The 21,290-nt window shown below is 28.5% G+C and carries 25 protein-coding genes and 1 pseudogene; 23 read left to right on the top strand and 3 right to left on the bottom strand.

What is annotated here, in order from left to right; all coding sequences use genetic code 4:
• The first annotated feature begins 98 nt into the window (after positions 1 to 98).
• The 19 genes from ileS (at position 99) to ACOBME_RS02265 (ending at position 15,482) form a co-directional block, all read left to right on the top strand.
• Entirely contained in the window at positions 99 to 2,828 is a 2,730-nt protein-coding gene (gene ileS, locus ACOBME_RS02355) for an isoleucine--tRNA ligase (RefSeq protein WP_338966557.1), read from the top strand.
• A gap of 32 nt (positions 2,829 to 2,860) precedes the next feature.
• Entirely contained in the window at positions 2,861 to 3,448 is a 588-nt protein-coding gene (gene lspA / locus ACOBME_RS02350) for a signal peptidase II (RefSeq protein WP_338963655.1), read from the top strand.
• Entirely contained in the window at positions 3,441 to 4,364 is a 924-nt protein-coding gene (locus ACOBME_RS02345; protein ID WP_338963654.1) for an RluA family pseudouridine synthase, read from the top strand. Before lspA ends, ACOBME_RS02345 begins: the two co-directional genes overlap by 8 nt.
• 6 nt (positions 4,365 to 4,370) lie before the next feature.
• Positions 4,371 to 5,744 (top strand): rhomboid family intramembrane serine protease, encoded by a 1,374-nt coding sequence (locus tag ACOBME_RS02340; protein WP_338963653.1) that lies wholly within the window; start codon positions 4,371 to 4,373, stop codon positions 5,742 to 5,744.
• Positions 5,732 to 6,229 (top strand): deoxycytidylate deaminase, encoded by a 498-nt coding sequence (locus ACOBME_RS02335; RefSeq protein ID WP_338963652.1) that lies wholly within the window; start codon positions 5,732 to 5,734, stop codon positions 6,227 to 6,229. Before ACOBME_RS02340 ends, ACOBME_RS02335 begins: the two co-directional genes overlap by 13 nt.
• Before the next feature lie 282 nt (positions 6,230 to 6,511).
• Positions 6,512 to 6,667 (top strand): hypothetical protein, encoded by a 156-nt coding sequence (locus ACOBME_RS02330; protein ID WP_338963651.1) that lies wholly within the window; start codon positions 6,512 to 6,514, stop codon positions 6,665 to 6,667.
• 69 nt (positions 6,668 to 6,736) lie between these two features.
• On the top strand, positions 6,737 to 7,027 hold the full coding sequence (locus tag ACOBME_RS02325) for a hypothetical protein (RefSeq protein ID WP_198049139.1): 291 nt from the start codon (positions 6,737 to 6,739) through the stop codon (positions 7,025 to 7,027).
• On the top strand, positions 7,027 to 7,269 hold the full coding sequence (locus ACOBME_RS02320) for a hypothetical protein (RefSeq protein WP_127092443.1): 243 nt from the start codon (positions 7,027 to 7,029) through the stop codon (positions 7,267 to 7,269). Before ACOBME_RS02325 ends, ACOBME_RS02320 begins: the two co-directional genes overlap by 1 nt.
• 194 nt (positions 7,270 to 7,463) lie before the next feature.
• Positions 7,464 to 8,051 (top strand): hypothetical protein, encoded by a 588-nt coding sequence (locus ACOBME_RS02315; protein ID WP_419334087.1) that lies wholly within the window; start codon positions 7,464 to 7,466, stop codon positions 8,049 to 8,051.
• A gap of 270 nt (positions 8,052 to 8,321) precedes the next feature.
• On the top strand, positions 8,322 to 8,828 hold the full coding sequence (locus ACOBME_RS02310) for a hypothetical protein (RefSeq protein ID WP_338963649.1): 507 nt from the start codon (positions 8,322 to 8,324) through the stop codon (positions 8,826 to 8,828).
• Positions 8,806 to 9,144, top strand: coding sequence for a hypothetical protein (locus tag ACOBME_RS02305; protein WP_338963648.1), 339 nt, complete (start codon positions 8,806 to 8,808; stop codon positions 9,142 to 9,144). Before ACOBME_RS02310 ends, ACOBME_RS02305 begins: the two co-directional genes overlap by 23 nt.
• 159 nt (positions 9,145 to 9,303) lie before the next feature.
• Positions 9,304 to 9,612 (top strand): hypothetical protein, encoded by a 309-nt coding sequence (locus ACOBME_RS02300; RefSeq protein WP_338963647.1) that lies wholly within the window; start codon positions 9,304 to 9,306, stop codon positions 9,610 to 9,612.
• A complete protein-coding gene (locus tag ACOBME_RS02295) occupies positions 9,612 to 10,658 on the top strand; it encodes a hypothetical protein (RefSeq protein ID WP_338963646.1) in 1,047 nt (348 codons plus the stop codon). Before ACOBME_RS02300 ends, ACOBME_RS02295 begins: the two co-directional genes overlap by 1 nt.
• Positions 10,648 to 12,270, top strand: a complete 1,623-nt coding sequence (locus ACOBME_RS02290) for a hypothetical protein (RefSeq protein WP_419334083.1) — start codon at positions 10,648 to 10,650, stop codon at positions 12,268 to 12,270. The genes ACOBME_RS02295 and ACOBME_RS02290 overlap by 11 nt, the downstream gene beginning before the upstream one ends.
• A gap of 2 nt (positions 12,271 to 12,272) precedes the next feature.
• A complete protein-coding gene (locus ACOBME_RS02285) occupies positions 12,273 to 12,746 on the top strand; it encodes a hypothetical protein (RefSeq protein WP_419334080.1) in 474 nt (157 codons plus the stop codon).
• A 57-nt stretch (positions 12,747 to 12,803) separates the two neighbouring features.
• The gene (locus ACOBME_RS02280) at positions 12,804 to 14,000 is read left to right on the top strand and encodes a hypothetical protein (protein ID WP_419334078.1); all 1,197 of its coding nucleotides are present in this window, start codon (positions 12,804 to 12,806) and stop codon (positions 13,998 to 14,000) included.
• Between the two features lie 52 nt (positions 14,001 to 14,052).
• Positions 14,053 to 14,610, top strand: a complete 558-nt coding sequence (locus ACOBME_RS02275) for a hypothetical protein (protein WP_338963643.1) — start codon at positions 14,053 to 14,055, stop codon at positions 14,608 to 14,610.
• Between the two features lie 30 nt (positions 14,611 to 14,640).
• Positions 14,641 to 15,051, top strand: a complete 411-nt coding sequence (locus tag ACOBME_RS02270; RefSeq protein ID WP_338963642.1) for a hypothetical protein — start codon at positions 14,641 to 14,643, stop codon at positions 15,049 to 15,051.
• Positions 15,052 to 15,104: 53 nt separating this feature from the next.
• Positions 15,105 to 15,482, top strand: coding sequence for a lipoprotein (locus ACOBME_RS02265; RefSeq protein ID WP_338963641.1), 378 nt, complete (start codon positions 15,105 to 15,107; stop codon positions 15,480 to 15,482).
• Positions 15,483 to 15,496: 14 nt separating this feature from the next.
• On the opposite strand, the pseudogene ACOBME_RS02260 reads toward ACOBME_RS02265, so the two are convergent.
• The 3 genes and pseudogenes from ACOBME_RS02260 to ACOBME_RS02250 all read right to left on the bottom strand — a co-directional run.
• A pseudogene (locus ACOBME_RS02260) lies at positions 15,497 to 15,586 on the bottom strand (hypothetical protein); the annotation flags it as partial.
• A gap of 44 nt (positions 15,587 to 15,630) precedes the next feature.
• Positions 15,631 to 16,230: a DDE-type integrase/transposase/recombinase gene (locus tag ACOBME_RS02255; RefSeq protein ID WP_338963640.1), complete on the bottom strand. Its 600-nt coding sequence runs from the start codon at positions 16,228 to 16,230 to the stop codon at positions 15,631 to 15,633.
• 127 nt (positions 16,231 to 16,357) lie between these two features.
• A complete protein-coding gene (locus tag ACOBME_RS02250; RefSeq protein ID WP_338963247.1) occupies positions 16,358 to 17,320 on the bottom strand; it encodes an IS1/IS1595 family N-terminal zinc-binding domain-containing protein in 963 nt (320 codons plus the stop codon).
• A gap of 420 nt (positions 17,321 to 17,740) precedes the next feature.
• On the opposite strand from ACOBME_RS02250, the gene ACOBME_RS02245 reads away from it, so the two are divergent.
• From ACOBME_RS02245 to ACOBME_RS02230, 4 genes are read left to right on the top strand one after another with little or no spacing between them, the layout of a single operon-like run.
• Positions 17,741 to 18,367, top strand: coding sequence for a hypothetical protein (locus tag ACOBME_RS02245; RefSeq protein ID WP_338963639.1), 627 nt, complete (start codon positions 17,741 to 17,743; stop codon positions 18,365 to 18,367).
• A gap of 30 nt (positions 18,368 to 18,397) precedes the next feature.
• Positions 18,398 to 19,066: a hypothetical protein gene (locus tag ACOBME_RS02240; protein ID WP_338963638.1), complete on the top strand. Its 669-nt coding sequence runs from the start codon at positions 18,398 to 18,400 to the stop codon at positions 19,064 to 19,066.
• A complete protein-coding gene (locus tag ACOBME_RS02235; RefSeq protein ID WP_338963637.1) occupies positions 19,056 to 20,642 on the top strand; it encodes a hypothetical protein in 1,587 nt (528 codons plus the stop codon). Before ACOBME_RS02240 ends, ACOBME_RS02235 begins: the two co-directional genes overlap by 11 nt.
• A complete protein-coding gene (locus tag ACOBME_RS02230; protein WP_419334074.1) occupies positions 20,557 to 21,138 on the top strand; it encodes a hypothetical protein in 582 nt (193 codons plus the stop codon). The genes ACOBME_RS02235 and ACOBME_RS02230 overlap by 86 nt, the downstream gene beginning before the upstream one ends.
• The last annotated feature ends 152 nt before the right edge of the window (positions 21,139 to 21,290 follow it).

The raw sequence follows: 21,290 nt of genomic DNA, 5'->3' as shown, positions 1-21,290 counted from the left end.
GGTAAATATTGCCAAGATATTTATAAAGTAAGATGGTACCGCGTGTTATTAGCGCTCTTATAGTCTTACTTTTTTTATGACAGAAAGGAATGATTTTGATGAACTATAAAGATACCTTATTAACACCAAACACTTTATTTGAGATGAAAGCAAATTTAACTGAAAAAGAGCCAAAAATTCAACTGGAATGATTACGTAATAATGTTGTGAGGGGGCGTTATCACCATAATGCTCATCAGCCACCATTTATTCTCCATGATGGTCCGCCGTATGCTAACGGTGACTTGCATGTTGGTCATGCCTTAAATAAAATTTTAAAAGATTTTATTGTTCGGTATTATAACCAAAAGGGTTACTATAGTCCGTGAATTTGTGGGTGAGATACGCACGGTTTGCCAATTGAAACAGCCGTTGTTAAAAGTGGGGTTGATCGTAAAACAACACCGCCCGTTGCTTTTCGACAAATTTGTCGAAAATATGCTTTAGAGCAAATTGATAAACAAATTGAACAATTTAGTCGTTTGGGGTTATTTAGTGACTTCACAAACCACCGTTACGTGACCTTAGATTTAGAATATGAATTAGAACAATTACGATTATTTCAAACAATGGTTCAAAAACAATTAATTTATCGTCAGTTAAAGCCAATTTATTGATCACCATCAAGTGAATCAGCGTTAGCAGAAGCTGAAATTGAATATGAAGAATTATCAGCGCCTTCAATTTATGTTACTTTTAATGTTACAACGGGAAATAGTCTAATTAGTCCCGGAACAAAAATTGTTATTTGAACAACAACACCATGAACAATTCCAATGAACCAGTTGTTAGCTGTTGGCGCAGAAATTGTTTATGTGGAAGTATTAGTGCAGGGGGTAAAATATTTAGTTGCTAAAGCATTATTAGAAGCGATTCAAACAACGATTGGATGAGAAGAGGTTCACATTTTACAAGAAGTTAGCGGAACTGCCTTAGTTGGAATTGTGACGAAACATCCGTTATATGATCGTGATAGTATCGTTTTTCTTGGCCATCATGTGACAACTGAAGCTGGAACAGGGATTGTTCATACTGCCTCGGGATTTGGTGAAGATGATTATCACATTGCTCGTGCCAATAATATTCCAATTTTTGCCCCATTAGATGATGAGGGAAAATATACGAAAGAAGTCAATGATGAAACATTAACGGGTGTTTTTTATGAAAATGCTAATAAAATGATTGGTCAACGGTTAGAACAAGAGGGGGCTTTACTAAAATTAAAATTTATTAAGCATAAACATCCAATTGATTGACGAACAAAAAAACCAGTTATTTATCGTGCCACTGCCCAATGGTTTGTATCAATTGAAAAAATGAAACCAGCACTGTTAGCTGAAATTAAAAAGGTACAATGAAATCCGTCGTGAGCAGCAAAACGAATGGAAACAATGATTGAAAATCGCCAAGATTGATGTATTTCACGACAACGGTTATGAGGGGTGCCAATTATTGCTTTTTATGATGAAAATAATGTCCCACAATTTAATTCAGAATTGATTGACCATGTTATTAAATTATTTCAACAAGCAAAAACAACAGATATTTGGTTTGAATGAACTGCTGATCAATTGTTACCACCAGCTTATCAAAAGCGACAATGACGCAAAGAACAAGATATTATGGATGTGTGGTTTGATAGTGGAGTTAGTAATTTAGCCGTGACAAAAGCACACCAATTACCACATCCTGTCAGTGTTTATTTAGAAGGGATTGACCAATTTCGCGGATGATTTAATTCTTCTTTAATTAATTCTGTTGTTGCAACCGGACATGCGCCATATCAAATTGTTTTATCACATGGGTTTGCGAATGATGAAAAAGGTCGTAAGATGAGTAAATCATTAGGAAATGTTATTTCGCCGTTAGCAATTACTGCTCAATATGGCGCTGATATTTTACGAATGTGAGTAGCTGCAGTTGATTATCGTGATGATGTTAAAATTGGGCCAGATATTTTAAAACAAGTGGCGGAAGCATATCGAAAAATCCGTAATACGTTGCGCTTTTTATTAGCTAATTTAACTGATTTTAACCCCGCAACTGATCTTCGTGATGATTTAGCAGAAGTTGATTGATATGTTTTACACTTAGCGCGTGAATTTCAGCAAAAAGTTAATCGCAACTATGAAGAATTTAACTTTAATAATGTTTATATGTTAATCAATAACTTTGTGACAACAACATTATCGAAGTTTTATTTAGATTTTACAAAAGATATTTTATATATTGAAGCAATGACTTCATCGCGCCGAAGAGCAGTCCAAACAACGTTATATTATTTATATCGTATTTTAAGTGATGCGTTAAAACCAATTATTCCGCATACAATTGAAGAAAGTCACAAGTTCATTAAGTATCCACACCAACAAAGTTCTGTTCATTTTGAAGAAAATTTTGTTTTTAGTAAACCAATTAGTTTAGAACTAGTGGCAAAGTGAGAACAAGTGTTAAAATTACGTGATGATGTCAACAAAGAGTTAGAATATCGTCGTGAACGGAAAGAAATTAAAAAATCATTAGAATGTCAATTAACGATTGCCTTAAAACCAGCTTATGCTAAATTAGCAACAATTGCTGATTTACATCAAATCTTTATTGTTAGTGAAATTATTTTTACCCCTAAGCATAATAATTTAACTGAATATGAAACAAGTTATATTACAGCGCAAGAAAAAGATGGCTTTAAATGTCAGCGTTGTTGAATGATTTACGAACATTTAAATGCGGAAAATAATGATATTTGTGATCGTTGTTTTAATGTTTTATTAGCAAAAAATGTGCGATAATAATAGCAATGAAATAAAAGGAGTTAGAAAGAATGAGAGAACGTACAAAGCAATTTTGGCATGATGTTGGTGAATATTTTAAAAGTCGAAATTATATTTGAAAATTTAAGCTCCAAATTTGCTTACCAATTTTTATTGGTTTATTAATTTTAGATATTATTACAAAGCAATTAGCCTTTCATTTATTATCCCATGATCCTTATGCCCCAGAAGTTAAGTTTCTTGATGGTTTTATTAATTTTAAGTTTGTTATTAACAAAGGCATTGCTTTTGGAGCAAATGCTGATAATTTAGTGGCAACAATTATTGGTGCGGTGCTAATTACGATATTAGCTTTTATTGTGTTTTTATATATTAATAGTAAAACAGCAGCGATTGGTTTAATTATGATAACTTGTGGTGGGTTTGGTAACTTAATTGATCGTATGTGAAACCAAGGGGGAGTTGTTGACTTTTTAGCATGAATTCTCTTTCCACCATATAGTATTTTTAATTTATCTGATACTTGAGTAACATTTGGGGTTGTTGTTTTAGTATTAGCAATTATCATTGAAATTACGCGCTTTTATCGTGACCGTGCGCGAAGTAATCGCGAAGAAAGTATTGTGAATAATGAATAAAATTACTTTTGTTGCATCAACAAGTGGGCGCATTGATAAAGTGTTAGTCGCATATTTTGCCACAACAGCAACGATCTTTTCACGAACAAAAATTCAAGAATTAATAACCCAAAACCAAGTCCAAGTTAATGACCAATTTGTGCACCAAAATTATCTTGTCCAAGTTAACAATGATACAATTACTGTTACTTTACCATCGCCATCAACAACAAACCCAACGCCAATGGCAATGCCATTAACAGTGTTGTACGAAGATGATGTGTTATTGGTAATTGATAAACCAAATAATTTGGTTGTTCATCCTGCCCCGGGGCATTTAAATGACACCTTAGTTAATGCTTTAATTGCCCGAAGTGAAGATTGATCAACTGTTAGCGGTGAATTGCGACCAGGAATTGTCCATCGGATTGATCGGCAAACAACAGGAACATTAATTATTGCTAAAAATGATTTTATTCATCACCAATTGCAAGAACAAATTCAAACAAAGCAATTACAACGACGATATTTAGCCCTGGTGCACGGTAATATTGTTGAAACGCGAGCAAAAATTGATGCGCCAATTGGTCGCGATCCGCAAGATCGCAAGAAAATGGTTGTCACAGCCAAAAATTCTAAAAAAGCAGTGACTAATATTCTTGTAATTGAGCGCTTTAATGATTATACTTATATAGAGTGTGAGTTAGAAACTGGTCGCACGCATCAAATTCGAGCGCATTTAAAGTATATTAATCATCCGGTTGTTGGTGACCCACTATATGGGACGGTCGCTGATAAAAAGGAATCATTTGGCCAATATTTGCATGCTTATCAGTTAACTTTTATGCATCCAATTACAAATCTTCCAATTACGGTATCAGCAGCATTACCGTTGGAATTTGAAAATAAATTAGCAGCATTACGCACGAAAGGATAGGAAACAATGAGTTTTGATAAAGACAAGTTATCATTGGTTGATTATTTTCTTAAACAAGAGAAATATAATGTTTATAAAAATAAACCCCGAGGTAATAATAATGTTTATTTATATAAAGTTGATAGTAAAGAATTTCAAATAATTAAAATTATTGATGATTTTAGTGGTGAATTTAAAGAATATGTTAGTGTTGATGAAGTGGTCCAAGATTTAAAGGCTTTTTTAAATAAAAAATTTCAACGAGTAAAACTTTCTATTTTGTCAGTTGTTTTAATTGAAAATCGTTCGCAAGTTTATAAGGAAGATAATGGGGATGTTGTTTTATTTGTTGATAGACATAATCATCTTGACCGGTTAAGTCATTATTATCCAAAAATTACAATGTTAGAAGATAACAATGATGATAGTTCAATGGCGGGGATGTCACCAGAAGAAATCTTAGATGGAATTAAAGATCCAAATAGTAAATTAACAAAAAACTTAAAACAATTAAGTGATAAGTTAAGTGTTAATAATTTAGGGGTGACATGAGTTTTAATTGCGTTATTATTAATTATTCCAATTGTTGGGATCTTTTTTGGAGCGCAAATTTTTAACACGAAAGACTTAAGTACCAATGCCACGGCCCTTGTTTACGGGGGTATTACCCGTGATTTATTAATTTGAAGTAATCAATGGTGAAGATTATGAACTTATATTCTATTTTCTGGTAATCCATTTTTGGTTGTTTTCAACTTATTTATGATTTTTAGTGTCGCTCGTTATTCTGAAGCATTATTAGGACGATGATGGTTAGCAATTATTTTAATTTTTGGGGTGCCATTAGCAGGGTTATTTTTAGCCGCAGTGTTACCAAATTGAATTTTTGGTGGGTCAACAATTTTATTAGCAATCTTATGGGGTGCTTTATTTAGTTATAATTATGGGAAAGATGATTTAGGAGCGCTAATTGCAAATCAACGAACACTAGTTGTAGTGATGTGATTGTTATTAATGCCATTATTTTTAGGTTATTCATATTACTTAATTAATTTCGTTGGTTTTTTCGCGGGTAGTGCCATTGGTTATTGTTTAGAGTTTAATCGCACAAATCGCATCAATTGAACAATGTTGTATCCTGTTTTGGTTGTTGTTGTGATGATTGCTGTGATTGCTGTTACTTTATCGTGACGACGTTATGTGCCACCATATAATGGTGATGTTATTGATGCTTTAATAAGTTATTACCGCGCCGGTTTAGTCAGTCGGGGCAGCATTGAAAATATGTTGGGTAATTATTATTTCTATCCAAAAAATAATTGACCAAATTTCTTAACATCTAATCAGCAAACAACAAAGGATATTATCAATATGTTTGGAATGGTTTTATGACACCGTTAACAGCACAAAAACGGACTGATTACTTATCGTGAGATGACTTTTTCTTAAGTGTGGCGCATGTTTGTGCGATGCGTAGTAAGGACCCGCACACGCAAGTTGGTAGTTGTGTTGTTAATCAAATTGGTCAAATTATTGCCACTGGTTATAATGGCTTACCACGTGGTTTAAATGATAATGAATTTCCCTGAGCACGGGAAGGAGAATATTTAGAAACAAAATATCCTTATGTTGCGCATGCGGAATTAAATGCCATTTTAAGTGCTCATACTAACTTAGAAAATTGTCGGATTTATACAACCTTATTTCCTTGTGCTGAATGTGCTAAAATTATCATTCAAGTTGGAATTAAAGAAGTCATTTATGATGATGATAAATATGTTGGTATTGATGATAACAAAGCAGCCAAACGAATGTTTGACCAAGCCCAAGTTAGCTATCGATCGTTACCAGTTATTAGTATCACTGTAACGCGCCAACCAAAATAAATATTAAACCATTTTCTTATTAACTATTAATTAGAAAGGTTCTTTTTGATAAATGAAAAAATATTTTACCGATCGCAAGTTATTTATTTACCGAATTATTGGTATTATGCTAATTTTTATTTTTTTAGTGTGTGATTTTATTTTAGTTTTAAAAACAAAGAGTGGGATTTATGGCCAGCTATCATCATATGGGGAACGGTTGTAAGGTACCATACACATTTAAGAATTTAGCATAATACCGCGTAAAAGCGGTTTTTTACGTTTAAGAAGGAGAAATGTGGTATGGAAAAAATTAACAGTATTATTAAACAAATAGAACAAGTAAAACAAATATGTGGTGATGATTTTAAAAAATGACCTAACAAAATGGCACATGAGACATTAAAAATTGTTTATGAAGAATTAAAAGAGGCAATTGATAATGGCAAAATATTGTAAAAAATGTCAATGTCCAGTAAATACGATTGATAGCGATTTATGTTTATTTTGTAAGGGAGGATACTAATAATGGCAAAAACAGTTATACAAATAAGCCAAGAGCAACAAATATATTTACAAGAAAGTTTAAGCAATAAAACATATAAAGATGTTTGTGATGAATTTATTGAATTATGTAAAAAATTAAGTTTAGATGATTATGAAAAAGGTAAATCAATGATGGAACATTTTAATAATTTTATCAATGCACAAATAGTAGGAAAACAAGAACTTTTAACTTGTCAACATTGTATTAATGCAAAAGGTAAAATTAGTGAATTACCTTGAAATAAAGAAATTCAAAATGAGAATATAAAATAATGACAATAAAAGAATTTAATTATAAATATAAAAATGGATATATAGTTAAAAAATTACCTAACTCAGAGAAATATTTATTCCTATATGTTATAGGCAATGACGATTGAGATTGAATTGCATGAATTACTGAAGATTATTTTAATTCTACAGGACATTGAATTGAACCTGAAGTAGTTAAAGACTTTATATCAATTAAATTAAAAGGAGAAAAAAATAAATTACAAACAATTATTGAATTATAAATTTACTAAAATAAAAAAGCTAGGAAAAAATTATGAAGAAACTATGAAAAAAAATAAAACAACTAAAAGAAATTAAAAAAATACATCAATATGCTGTTAAGTGAGCAGCAGATATTCCACATATTAAATTTAAAAAAAGTGCAACATAACTGTTGAAAAATTAATTATTTTTAATTAGAAAGGGGTTAGCTACAATGGAAAACATAAAAATTTGTGAATCTGGTTGATATGATCGAAGTAGGAATTTTGCTAAAGACTTTGATTTTATAAAAGAGTTTAGCACTAATTCTGAAACTAAAGAAATTTATAAACCTTACAAGCAAAAAGATAAAAATAAAAATATATCTAATTATCGAATTCATAAAAGTTCTATGCAAAAATATAATAATTGTGGCCAAAAAATAATTAGTTACATTGTTAAAACTCCTGAGCGTTGAATTATTTTTCTTGGTTCTTTTGTTCATAAGGATAAATTTAAAGATGATTTTTTAATAGTTGGAATTGTTCCACAATTTATTTATTATACTCGAACAAATAGAGAAGCTGCACATGGAATTCCAAGTATTAAGAAAAAAGGATTTAATATTTTTGTTGATTTAATTGAATTAGAACAATATGATCATAAAACACAAATTGAGGCTAATAATCAATTAACAAAAATATGAAATAACAATCAAGAATGAATTAATAAGCGTATCGAAAATAATGAAAGAATAAAAAAACTTGCTGAAGTGCAAGAAAAAAAATTATCAAACCAACCTGTAACCTACCGTGGTGCATAATATAAAATTAATGATAACCCTGACAGTAATAATGATCCTCCAACCATTGTTTTTGATAATGACGACAATATTTTATGAGATTAATGATAGGAGAGGGAATTTAATAGAAACATACGTCTATGTGTAAATTATAACACAATAGACTATTTTTGCGTAAATTGTTATTTTTGCTTTGGCAAAATATTATGATATTCTTGTTCACATAAAATATACAAAAGAAATCACAGAAAGGTACACATAAAAGTCACGAATATTGATATGGAGGTTTTTATGAAACAACAAAGTTATTTTCCTAGTTTCTCAGTTGGGATAGATCCAGCTGGAATTGGAACTACTGGTATTTTTATTAAGACAATTGGAACACGATTTCCCCACTATAAATATGTCCAAGTAAGGTGCAGTAATCCAACGGATTCAGCAAATGAAATTTTAACTATTATCAATAATTTTAAAAATAAACATCATGATTTATCTTTAAATGTGGTAGTAGTTGAGAATTTGCACATGGGTCCTGAAAAAATGCGTGAGGTGCGTGCAACCCGTGAGTTAATTGGAATTTTAAGATATGAATTGCAAAATAAAATGCAATTACATTACCCAGCTGATAAAAACAAGGAAATTATTAAAAAAGAACTTAAAGAACGAACTACTAAAAATGAGCATTCAATTCATGCAAAAGCAATTTTAGAGGCACATTTTAGGGAAAAAGAATTTGGATATAAATGTGAAAAATACAATTGGGAGGTAATTGATTATGGCACAAAGAAAAATTGATAATAAGATGTTGCTATCAGTATTTGATGGCATTGTTGCAGTTTATAAAAAAGATTTATTAAAAGAAAAAATTAATGGTGTTGAAGTTGATGTGATGAGTATGCAAATTCGTTGAGGTTCCAGTTATGGCTGAATTAAAGAAACTATTTCAAAAAATATAACTCAGTTAAAGAAATTTGAAGTTAATGATGTAATTCACATTAAAGGCTCTTTAACTAATATTTTTAGTCGATATTATAAAAATAATTTGTTAGTTATTAATAATTTAATTGAAATTGATAAAGTAGGTAGGTTGGATCGTGCATATCATAAAAAATAAGTAAACCTTGACAAATTAAGAAAAATAGTGCATCTATATGTACCAGGAGGAATTATTATGGCCAATATAATTAAAAAATTAAAATTAGATGATAAAGGTAATCCAATTTTAAATGATAAAAAATAATTTGAAATTGAAGAAGTTGATTTAGACTCTTTAATGGCAGATGAAATAAAAAAACAAGTTAATGAACAAGGTGAAAAATTAGCAGAAGAAAAAGCTAAAGAAATACCCACTAAACAATTAGAAGATCAAACTACTAAAACGAAAACTGAAAAAGAAGATAGTCTTGCAGTTCTTGAAAAACAATTTGCAGAAATTCAACAAGGAATTAAAGGAAATCAAGGTTTAGGATTTACTCAAGAAAATAAACAGTCTGATAACTTAAATGTTAATAATAATCAAGAATCAAATTCTTCAATGGGAATTGATTTACAATCATTCAAAATAGTGGGAGGTAGTGAATAATGGCAATTACATTAAATAATATTCAAACTTATTTTAAGGATAATTTTAAATTAAGTAATTTATATGGAAGATCTAAATATTCTGTTTTATTCCCTAATGAGTTGCAACAAGATGGTGGTGGATGAAAAGCCGAAGTTTACTTACCAATTATAAATGAATCAATAACACAAAAAGATTGAGATCCTAATTTAGGTTTTACGGAAACTTATGTTACAGAAGACTTTAAAAAAGTACAATTAGATCAAAATTTTACTGTTTATAATCGAATTGCTAATCAAGATAAATTGGCATCAAATTGACCAGCTAATAAATTAACAATTACTGATTCACAAAAAGCTAAAATTTTAGATAAATATATTATTAAAGTTTTATGCACAAACGTAGCAAATAAAATTACAAGTCCAATTAAAATTACAAAAGATAATTTTGTAACTGAATTAAAACGTTTACAAGCATTTGTTTTAGAAAATGATATTCATTTAGAAGATTGTATTATTTTTATTGATCCTGAAGTCGTAAGTGCAATGATTAATGCTAAAATTCAATATTCAAAAGCAACAATTGAAGGAACTTTGGCAACAATTACTTCCGCATTAGGATTTAATTTTGTTGAGGCTCCAATTAAACAGTATGGTCATTTAATGGTACCAATTGCACCACAAGCAATGGCATGAGTTCTTGCTATTGATGTGCCACTACAAGCGGGACAGTATACTCAAGGAAGATATTTGGGTCAGTTATTTATTGCCAATAATGAATTTTATTATGGTGAAGTTGTTCAAAATAAATTTTGATTTTCATATCCAGACCCTGATTATGTGCCACCATCATCAACAAGAGTAACAAGAAGTATTGAAAATGTTGAACAATTAGAAAATGCAAAAAGATTAGCCTTATATTTAGTTCTTGAAGCTTATGATGGTGTCCCTTACACTAAAGAACGTAGTGAATATGTTAAAAAAATTAATGATGCAAATAAATTAGATGATGTATATAAAACTAAAGAAGAAGCATTTAAGTTTTTAGACACTAAAAATGCCTCGTAAGATTTTAGATCAAAACTTAATAACGTATAAAAAACGGATTGTTTATCAAACGCCTCAAAAAGCAAAATCATTTTGAGAACTATTATTAGCGATGATTGGTCTACAAGTATTAGCAACAGTTTTAGGGTTTTTAACTGCTGGAATTGGGGCAGGAATAATTGAGGGTTTAGGTGCATCTCAGTTGTTTATTACAACAGGAAAAGTTTTTATTAGTGGAGTTACGAATTTTTTAGTAATGGAAACAAATGATGTTATCAATAACAATGTGAGTTTAAAAAATACGTTATTAAATTTGGCTTTTTCATTTAATGATTTTGGTAAATTAGGACGAGGTTTAAAAGCTCAAAAAATTATTAAAATTGCTAATGAACAATGAATTTTCAAGCAATTGGGGATTAGTGCTAAAGTTAAAAACTTTATGCAAATTAGAAATAAAGTTGCTTTATCCGAAATTATTACTAAAAATAAAGTTGTAATTCGTTTTAATAAAACTGTAACAGATGAACAATTACTGCAAACAATCGCTAGCATTGCTGATGCTGAATTACGAAAACAGTTAAAAAATCTTTCTGCTGATTCAATTCGCGATTTATTGGCACTTCAAAAAACGATTTATAAATTAAATCCTAGCTTAATTCCAAAATATACTAATTTAGATCTTAAAAAATATGATAGTTATTTACAAAAGTCGGCAGGTATTTCATTAAAAGATTTTGTTAGAATGAATTATTATGATTCGATTGCAATCATTACCGACTTAGCTACTAAAACAAAAATTGGAAATACTACCTTGATGAAGATTAATCAATATCGATTAGAAAATCAATTTTGAAATCAGCTTTATAAAAGATTTATTAAAGTTAAGGGAAAAGTTAATTCATCAATTAAAAAAGCAAATCCATTTTATTGAATTGAAAAAGCTTTAAATACTGTTTTTGAACCAATTAAGAAAAAAATAACCCAATTATCTGAAAAAGTTTCACAGACCATTACAAAAATTTTTAAAGTTGATCCAAAAAAATTATTGTATCAATCATTAATTTCATATCAGCCTGATTCATTTTTATTAGGTTTTAAGTTTGAACCTTTAGGAATTAGTGGAGAAGGAATTATTGAAATTCATAAAAAAGATTATATTTCTAAAAAAACAGGCATTGTTTCAAAATATCGTCCAATTATAGCTTACACAACTTTACTTGAAGTTGAACAATTCGCTGTTTCACAACATCAAAACACTTTTTATCGTGAAAATTGACAATTAGGATTTGGTTATTCACAAAATGAGTTTCAATTATTATCTTTTTTAAGTCCAAAAATTGCTTCAATTTTTCAACAAAATATTAATTTTTTCAATTCAATTAAATCGTTGTATCATGTTGCAAAAAATTTCAATGTTAACAACTGGGGTGAAAATCAAGTTAATAAAATGTATAAAAAAATTTTTAATACTAATTTTAATTTTTTATTAGGAGCAATCCCCAGTTTAAAATTTTTTACACCAGTAATTAAGAATTTAATTATTAATCATCAATATAAAAATGGTCAAGTTGTTAAAATCTTATCATCAAAAGTAGGTTCACATCTAAATCGACAATATATTAGGGGGATATAATTATGGAACTTAATCAATTGTTAGAAATAACTTCATATAATGATTATTTTAATAATTGGAGAAGTACGGTAGGTCAATTTTCTAAATTAACGTCATATCAAAAATCTTTAGGATATGCGACTCCAGAGGAATTTTTTAACGCGCAAATGATTACCGCACAACAAATGGCCAATGAGAAAATTGGTAATATGATTGATAATCCTAATTGATTTAATTCACGTGATTTACCAGCAATTACACAGGAACATTTAAAACGTTTTACTTACCGGGCAATGGATTATTTACCCGTTAACGATTATGTTGTTGTCGAAGATGATCGTGTTAATATATCAATTAGCAATGGTAGTCGAACTGATTCAACAGTTAAAACTCCTAAATTAACAATTGATGGTTTATTGGGTGATTTTGCATGAAGAGCTTGACGAGCAACCGGTCTAGAGCATCTATATTCAACTTATTTAGCAAAAAAGAATTAGACACCATTATTAGACCCGAAACAGTTTTATGACAAACAAGAAATTGATGCTTTCTTATTGGAAATAGATAATACAATTCAAGAAGAACATAGTTTTGCTGAAATTGAAACAACAAAAAACCGTGATTTAATTGTTAAAATAGAAACTGAATTAACATCCGAAATTAACCAAAAGCAAAATATTGCTGATCAAATTTTATATCAGCAAGCAACTGATGATGAAGGTCAACCAGTTGGACCTATTGAAAAACTAGGTCAATTTGATGAAATTTTAGAAATTAGTCGTTATCCAGCAAATGCCGTTGTCACAACTCCCGAAGGTAAAAAACGTGCAATTTTAAATCATAACATTTTGGGTGAAGTTAAAGATGCTATGGTTGTTCAGTCAACTTCTGATAGTGATTTAGTAAATGCAATTGGACGTGTTTGAGGATATGGTGTTGAAAATGATGTAATGCAAGCAAAAACTGATATCGCCAAAAATACAACTGATATTACAAATAACAAAAGTAATATTGGTGATATTACTCAATTAACGACAGATCAAAAAGATAATTTAACAAATGCTATTAATTCGACAAATGATAAATTTGATTTACTAAAGAATAATCTTTATAAAGATGTTACTGATTTTTTTAAGACAAAAGGTAGTTTATTAGATATAAATAAAAAGTATTTAATTGTTGCTTTTGGAATAATAAATAATAAAGAATTATATTTTTGAAATTTTGTTAAACCAAATTATCAAGAAGTTTCACCAGGAGTAAAAACTAGTCAAGACATTTTTTTATCGTCAGAGACTAATGTATCTTCAACTCAAGCTGGCGTTATTTCAATTAAAACATCTTGAGTTAGTATTAGTTTTCCAATTGATGGTGCAATTGCAAGAGAAGGTATCATAAGTTTAAGGGGAAATAACTGTACTTTTGATGTTACAAAAAGCCAAATGACTGATAGTAAAAATTTATCAGGTCAAATTTCAGAATTTAGTGTATATGAATATAATGGTCAAGGAATACCATTGCCAATAACATTTGATAAACCTATTTCAAATCAGAAAATTAATTTTACAATTCCCTATTGAGAAAAACAACATGAACTAGAATTAGCAGAAGAGGAAAGCAAACGATTAAAGAGAGAAAATGCTAAATTATCTGATATTAAGCCATTAGAAGACCAAATTAGCGAAATTAAACCTATTGTTGATGGATTTTTTTTATACAGCAAAAAGATGAGCATCGAATGAAAACATTAGGGTTACATCCTTACTATAAATATTACAAAAAAAATGAAGGAGATGACTCATAATGGCAGATACAAAATTTAATTTATTTGAAAGTTTAAATCCAAAACCCATTTTTGATGGCTTGAAGAAATTATTTAATGTAGGGCAGTGAAAAAATAAATATCTTGATGAAAGAGATAATCGACAAAAAGAACTAACAAATGAGTTGCAGTTATCAAAAGAAATTTGTGAGTTAAAAATTAAACGTCAAGCAATGTTTCGTTATTTTGGCCATATTCCATATTTATCAATTTTCTCAATTTTATTAGTGGCTAGCCAATACAAATGATTTGGAGAGGGTTTATCTCCAATTTATGATACTCATAATTTTATTACTTTAAAATTTGGAGAATGGGGTGGTTACCCGGTGGAATATTTAGGAATTTGAGGAATCTGTAAAGTAACTAATAATCCATTAACTAGAAAATTATATATTGGTAAAGGTTTTCAACATCTTTATCGGTTACCTGCTTATTTGATTACAATACCAATTTGAACAATGTTCAATAAGAAAATTAAACAAAAAGAAGATTTATGAAATGAAAGAAAATTAAATTCATTGACAAATCAAGAAAAATAGTGCATCTATATGTACCAGGAGGAATTTAAAATGATCAAAAATAAAAAGCGTAAAATTAGAAATTATACTATTACCGGAGTATCGGGAATAACAGGATTAGGAGTTGCTGAAGGAATTTTCTATGGAATTCCAAAACTGAGTCAAATACTACCCGGGTGGGCAATTGCTTTATTTATTTGCTTAATTATGCTCTTAGCAATGTTATTTGCATTTTTAGTTTTATCATACATTGCTAATATTCGTGATGCAGAATTGCGAAGACGATTAAAAACTGAGGAATTATTACAATATGGTGATCAAATTTCACGCGCTAATGGTTTACAAGGATTAATTCCAGATGATGATAAAACCAGTCTACTTAATAAGCAAAATGAAATTAAATCACAGTTGTATGATCGTGAACAACACGAAAAAGCAATGAAAATGAAAAAGAAATTTTAGTTGGATTATTCCAACTTTTTCTTTATAATTTAGGTAAAGGAGGAAATTGCGGTATGAAAAAAATTTTATCATTACTAGGAGCAGTAAGTTTAGCTAGTACAGTTTCTTTTTCAGTTGTGGCATGTAATAACAATGAAGACGATAAATGATTAATAATTATGCCACCAGATTGAATAAATAGTGATCCATTATATAAAGTTTTAAAGACAGATGTGAAATCATATAATTTAGTAGATCCATTGCCACCAGGGCCACGTTGTACAATTTTAATCTATTTAGTAGATTCAACAACAAAAAGATTAGATAATGTAACAGGTGGAATTTGCTCAGAATACTGAGCTCCAAATATTTTTAAACAACTAACTTGGTTACAGACCAACTGTATAGGAGTTTTTAATTTTAATGATTTATGTGGGCGAACATTGTTATAATAATTAAGAAAGGTTTCTGCAAATTTTCGTAAATCTTTAAGTCCGGAACATTTTGACTTAACTTGATAAAAAAATTTATTTCAATTCTGATGAAATCTTTCAATTTTCCCGTTTGCTTCGGGAGTTCGAATAGGGGTAGTTTGATGTACTATCCTTTTTTATTTAAAAATTCTGTAAATTCACTTATTTTTCTTGTTGGATGTTTATGTAAATTAGAAATATATTCAGTTCCGTTATCAGTACGAATTCGGGTTACTTTAATGCCTATGTCAGCAAAACGTTGAATCGCTTTTCTAGTAGCACCAATAGCATTAGTAACACCTTTTGAATCATAGATATAACCAATTGCAAAACGTGATTTTTCGTCAATAAAATCAAAAACATAATAATTACGATCTAATCCAGTTAAATCTTTGGTTAAGACTTTGATATCATGTTGGATTTTTCCTAATTTTTCAACTTCATAACGTGGATGTTTAGCTGGGTTTTTATATTTTGACGTTTTTGCATTAAAAATATTATTTCAATTCATTAATGTTTTAATATTATGTTTAACTGTTTTGTCTTGATATTTAAAATGGCCAATTTTGGTTAAATAATAAAATTCATAAATTCCAGTCCCATATTCTTTTTTATACTTATATTGAATTCTTTTTGGGCGAGTTGATTTCTTTTCAAATAAAGAAAAGTTTCAATCGTTATTAATTACTTTTTTTACTTTATCACGAATTAAATAAAATTGTTGCATACCAATATAATATTTATTAATTAAATCCTTTAATTTTGTCGAAAACTCTTGATGAAATAAAAAAAATCATCAATATGACAATTTGAAAACTAATTTTGTGTAAGATTATGATTTTGCTTTAAATTTTTTAAACGTTAAAATATAATACCGTTGATTGTTGGTTTGGTGTTAAACCTTTGTGTTGGTATTTTCATTTTCAGAGCTTTAAATAATTTTGAATATTAGTGAAACCCAAACCATGATAATGAATTAAGGCTTCTTTAAGACTGGATTGTAATTTACTAATCTTATTTAACTTTTGATAACTAGTATCAGGGTTTGTACTAGTTTTGGTGGAATATAGAGTAGAATTTGTTTGTTTTGCTACTAATAAATATAGTGGTTGCATATCAGAAATAATTATTGATTTTTCTTTAATTAGTTGCTTATTCATATTTTCAATAATCCATTGTTTTTGTAATCTTTTGGTATTGGTGGATTGAACAAAAATATTATTATTGCTATCAACTGCCATTTGAATACAGCATTTGGTATCAGTTGAAAATGGATCGAGATGAGTTTTTCGTTTATCAAATTTATCTTTAAAATTGCCTTTATGAATTTCTTTAATAAATGTTTCATCCATTTGGATTTGACCATTTAATTTTTTAAATTTTAACTGTGTATTTTCTAATTGTTTTGATTGCATTAATTTTTGTCGATTATATCAAGCGGTTTTTGGGGTTGTTTTAATAAAACGAGAAATTATTTTACTAGATTGTCCTAACAATGAAATTTGAATTAATAAATTTCACTGTTCATAATTTAAATGACTTCAATAAGTAAAATGATGACGAAATGCATCAAAACTAGCACGACATTTTTTACATAAATATTTTTGTTTTCCTTCGGAATTATGACCATTTTTAACACAATGAAAAGATTTGCAATTAGGACATATAATGCCTTTATCTCTAAATTTTTGATCAATTTCATTTAAACGTTTTTGTTTTTTAATTAAGTCTGCTTGTTGTTTTATTTTTTCATAAAATTCTAAAAATTGATCATCTGTTAAGCTATTTATTAATTCTGTAATTATTTTTTTCATCATTTATTTACCTCTATATATTAAAAATATACCTAATTTTAGGTATATTTTATAAATATCAAGAGTTTTCGACAAAATTAAAGATTAAATCAGTTAATTTTATTTCATTATTGTGGTAAGAATTGCATAGTTTAATATACTTTTTAATTTGTCTATAAATATATTCTTTTTGGTTACTATTTGAAGATTGATGCCATTTTTTTAAGTTTATCTCTAATGTCAAAAGATCTTCTGGGGATAATACAGAGTTATTTCTTCTCATAATATTAATATCCTTTCTAATTATTATGATATAATAATTTTGTATTAATACACAAACATACCGCAATTATCCATAAGGATAATAATGAGCTTTGCTCATTTTTTATTTACTTTTTATGAAAAATAGTGCATCTATATGTTCAGAAGAGGGGTAGTAAGTGTATGCCAAAAGTTAATAATGTTATTACAAATCCCGGTGAAATTATGAAAAAATGAGCTGAAGATCATGTTGAAATTTATAAAAATGAACAAAAAAATGCTGAAAAAGGATTTTTATATGAAAATGGAATTTATAAATTAATTTATGGTCGAGCAAAAAGTAATAAAGAAATTAAATGAAAAATTAAAAATGGCCAAAATCAAGAGAATAAACCAGTTCGTGATTTATTTTTAAAATATTTACAAAAGGGTAAATTTGAGCTTAAATCATGAATGGCTAAATATCGCTCAGGACGATATGGAATTTATAGTTTAGTTATTAATAAAGTGCAAACTGAAAGTGTTGATAAAAATGGTATTGCTATTACTGAACCAATTATTTTACCAGCCTTTGTTAATTGTAAAAATACTCGAAATGGTGAAATATTTGAGGTTTCAGTTAATTATCAAGATAATATTATTCATAGTTTATCATTATATACTTTAACTGAAGTTTATTCAGTTAATAATAATAAAGTTAGTGTTACACGTAGTGTCTGGGACATTCAAAAGACCCGAGAAATTAAAAAACCAAAAAAAGAATTATCGCCAGCAACTTATGCAAATTATCGTTTTGATCGAATTGAATAATTATCACAAAGTTTTTTGCCCGTTGCAATAATGCCAGTTGATTTACATAAAAAACCACGTTGTCATAAAATTAAGTCAAAGTTAGAAATGATGGAAAAATACGAAGAGATTAGTGCTATTTTACCTCATTGAGAAAAGGGAGGGATTATGACTACTAGTGATCAAGTAGATAATCCTAATGAAGAAAAAAATAATAATGATTTTATTAATTATTTGTTATTAAAAGGAATGGTTCGAATGAAACCGATTGTTGGTGATGGCCAAGTTTTTTTACCTTTTAACCAATCAGTTGTTACATGGCAACCAAACTCTTTAATGCAAACAATGCGTAACACACGGAATGATATTTGAAATGAAATTAAAACAGATTTAGGAATACCAAATATTGATGAAATTAAGTCTGCGCAACAAACAACTGCTGAAATTCAAGCCAATCAATTTTTAGTATCGCCAGCTATTGAACGCGAAAAAATGTTATATGTTAATTTTTTACAAAATTTTGGAAAAAAATTTTTGATGATGCTAAAGGAATGTAATTTAAAAGAAGGGAGTTTATTACAAGGTTATGATTTTAGCGATGGAACAGTTGATTTAGACATTGATTTAACAACCCAAAAAAATATTTTACAAACAATGAATATGATCACAAATACCCCAACAATTAATAATAATCAGGAGGATACTAATAATGGAAAATAAACAATTTGATGATTTAAACGATGATTTTGTCGAAAGTATTAAAGCAAAATTAAATCGTCGTGAAAAAGCAGATAATTCGCAATTTTATACAGAAGATGAAGTCAAAGATTATTGAATTTATCCGCTTTATTCATTAACAGGTAATAATATTAAAAATGGAATTAAAGCTTCAACAAATAAAATAACCATATGTGCAACACAAATTGAACTTGGTCAAAAAATTAGTGGATATTTAACCCAAAATAATGTCTTTAGTTTAAATGAATTGGCAGATCCAACTAATCCTTCTGAGTCAATTTTAAAAAATACAGTTAGTTTAGTTTTTTCCACTCAAAATGATGAACAACAATTTGATACGGATTACTTATATTTATTGACAAAAGAAGTGATTACAACTGAAAATTTTGAAAACATTGAAAAATTTGTAAATCAAGAAATGGAAATTCCTAATATTGAAAATAATAATGATTCAACATCATTTATTTTTCGTGAAATTAAGGATTTAACGAGTTCTTATAAAATATCGCCAATTAAAATAATTTTATCAAAGCCATTTACTAATAAAATTACTGAATTAAGTTTTACGTCTCCCAATGGTTGTTATGTTGGTAATTTAAAATTAAAAAATAAACAGGGGAAAGTTCCTAATTTGATTGCAAAAGATGGAACAGTCCTTTTTCCGAAATTAGTTTTTCCATGGCAATTGGAACCAAATATTTCGATGACAGATTTTTGAAACGGTAATCAAATTATCCCTTTAAAAGATATTTTCACTTTTTTGGATTCAAAAGGTATTAAATACAATCAAGAGTTTTCATTACAAGATTTTTTACAACTTGGTGGTTCACAACCACCCTCGTCAATTCAAATTGCTAAAGCAAAAAGAATTAAATTTAATGCCGTTTATGATGGAAATGATCAAGTTCCGGCTTTTGATAGTGGAACTGGAACAGCTTATTATCAAAAAAATCCTTTTACTAGTCGAAATAAAGTTTTTGAATTAAACTTAGATCAAGTTACAATTTTTCCTAATTCAGATTTTTCAAATTCTGATAGTACTGCTAAAAGTTTATATCAATCAATTGCATCATATGGATTAGTACCATATCAAGAAACAACAAAACTGAATTCAATTATTAATCTTGAAATTATTCCCGATGGTGCAACTCCTTCTTCAGATGCTTTTGAGTTACTTAAAACAATGTTAACATACGGTTACTGAAAAGATAGAGAATTTGAACATGCAGTTAAACTTATAAAAAATGATAATCAATGAGTAGAAGTAATAGATAATGAAAAAATTTATAAAATTAGAACTTTATTTGAAGGTCAAGATAGATATGCAGTAGTAACAAATTTATGAATAGCATGAAAAAAAAGAAATCCTACAGTAGTTTTAGAAAATAAAAGTATGGTTAATCGAATTGAAAATGCATTAGCTATGTTATCAAGTAATTTAAAATCAAATTATTGTATTAATAAAGGAGATAATGACGATTACAAAATTTTATTACCATATTATTTTGAGGTTACTAATCCTAGAAAGTCCAGATGCAACTGACTATTATGAATATAAAGATATAGTTGTTAAATTAAAATCAAATTATGGTATTTTTACTGAAAATAGCTTTGAATTTAACCAAGATATAATTTCAAAAAACTATATTTATCAATTAGACTATAATAACTTTTCATTTCCGGAAATTAATAATTCGTTAGAAACTAGTTCGATTCCTTCCACAATGCCTTTAGATCAACAGTTAGCTAATGGTGGCTATTCAAAATACTTAGCTCATCGAATTACTAATTTAGATGAAGAAGTCAAACAATTATACTCTAGCTATGGTAGTGGCAAAATTGAATTTGATTCTTACAATGATAGTCTTACTAAAAAAGGCGAATTCAAGTTACAATCTCCATCTTATATCACCGAATTATTAGTTAGTTCAATCCCGGGTTATGGATTATGAGAGTTTAAATTAACTGATGAATATAATGAGACAGTTAAATTTGCAATTGGTTTATTTGATAGCACTGATCAATCTAGATCATTAATATCCCTTATATTATAAGGGTTTTTATTTGCCAAAATCCACGAGCGCTCGCGCGTAATTTTATTGACTTTTTAAGAAAAATAGTGCATCTATATTGGCATGGAAACAAAAGAAATAATTAACTTAAATTGAGATGAACAAAACTGTAATTTTAACATTGACGCACTAGC

Source organism: Spiroplasma endosymbiont of Sarcophaga variegata (assembly GCF_965178695.1).
Classification (GTDB): domain Bacteria; phylum Bacillota_I; class Bacilli_A; order Mycoplasmatales; family Mycoplasmataceae; genus Spiroplasma; species Spiroplasma poulsonii.
This window is presented reverse-complemented; position numbering and strand designations above follow the sequence as displayed.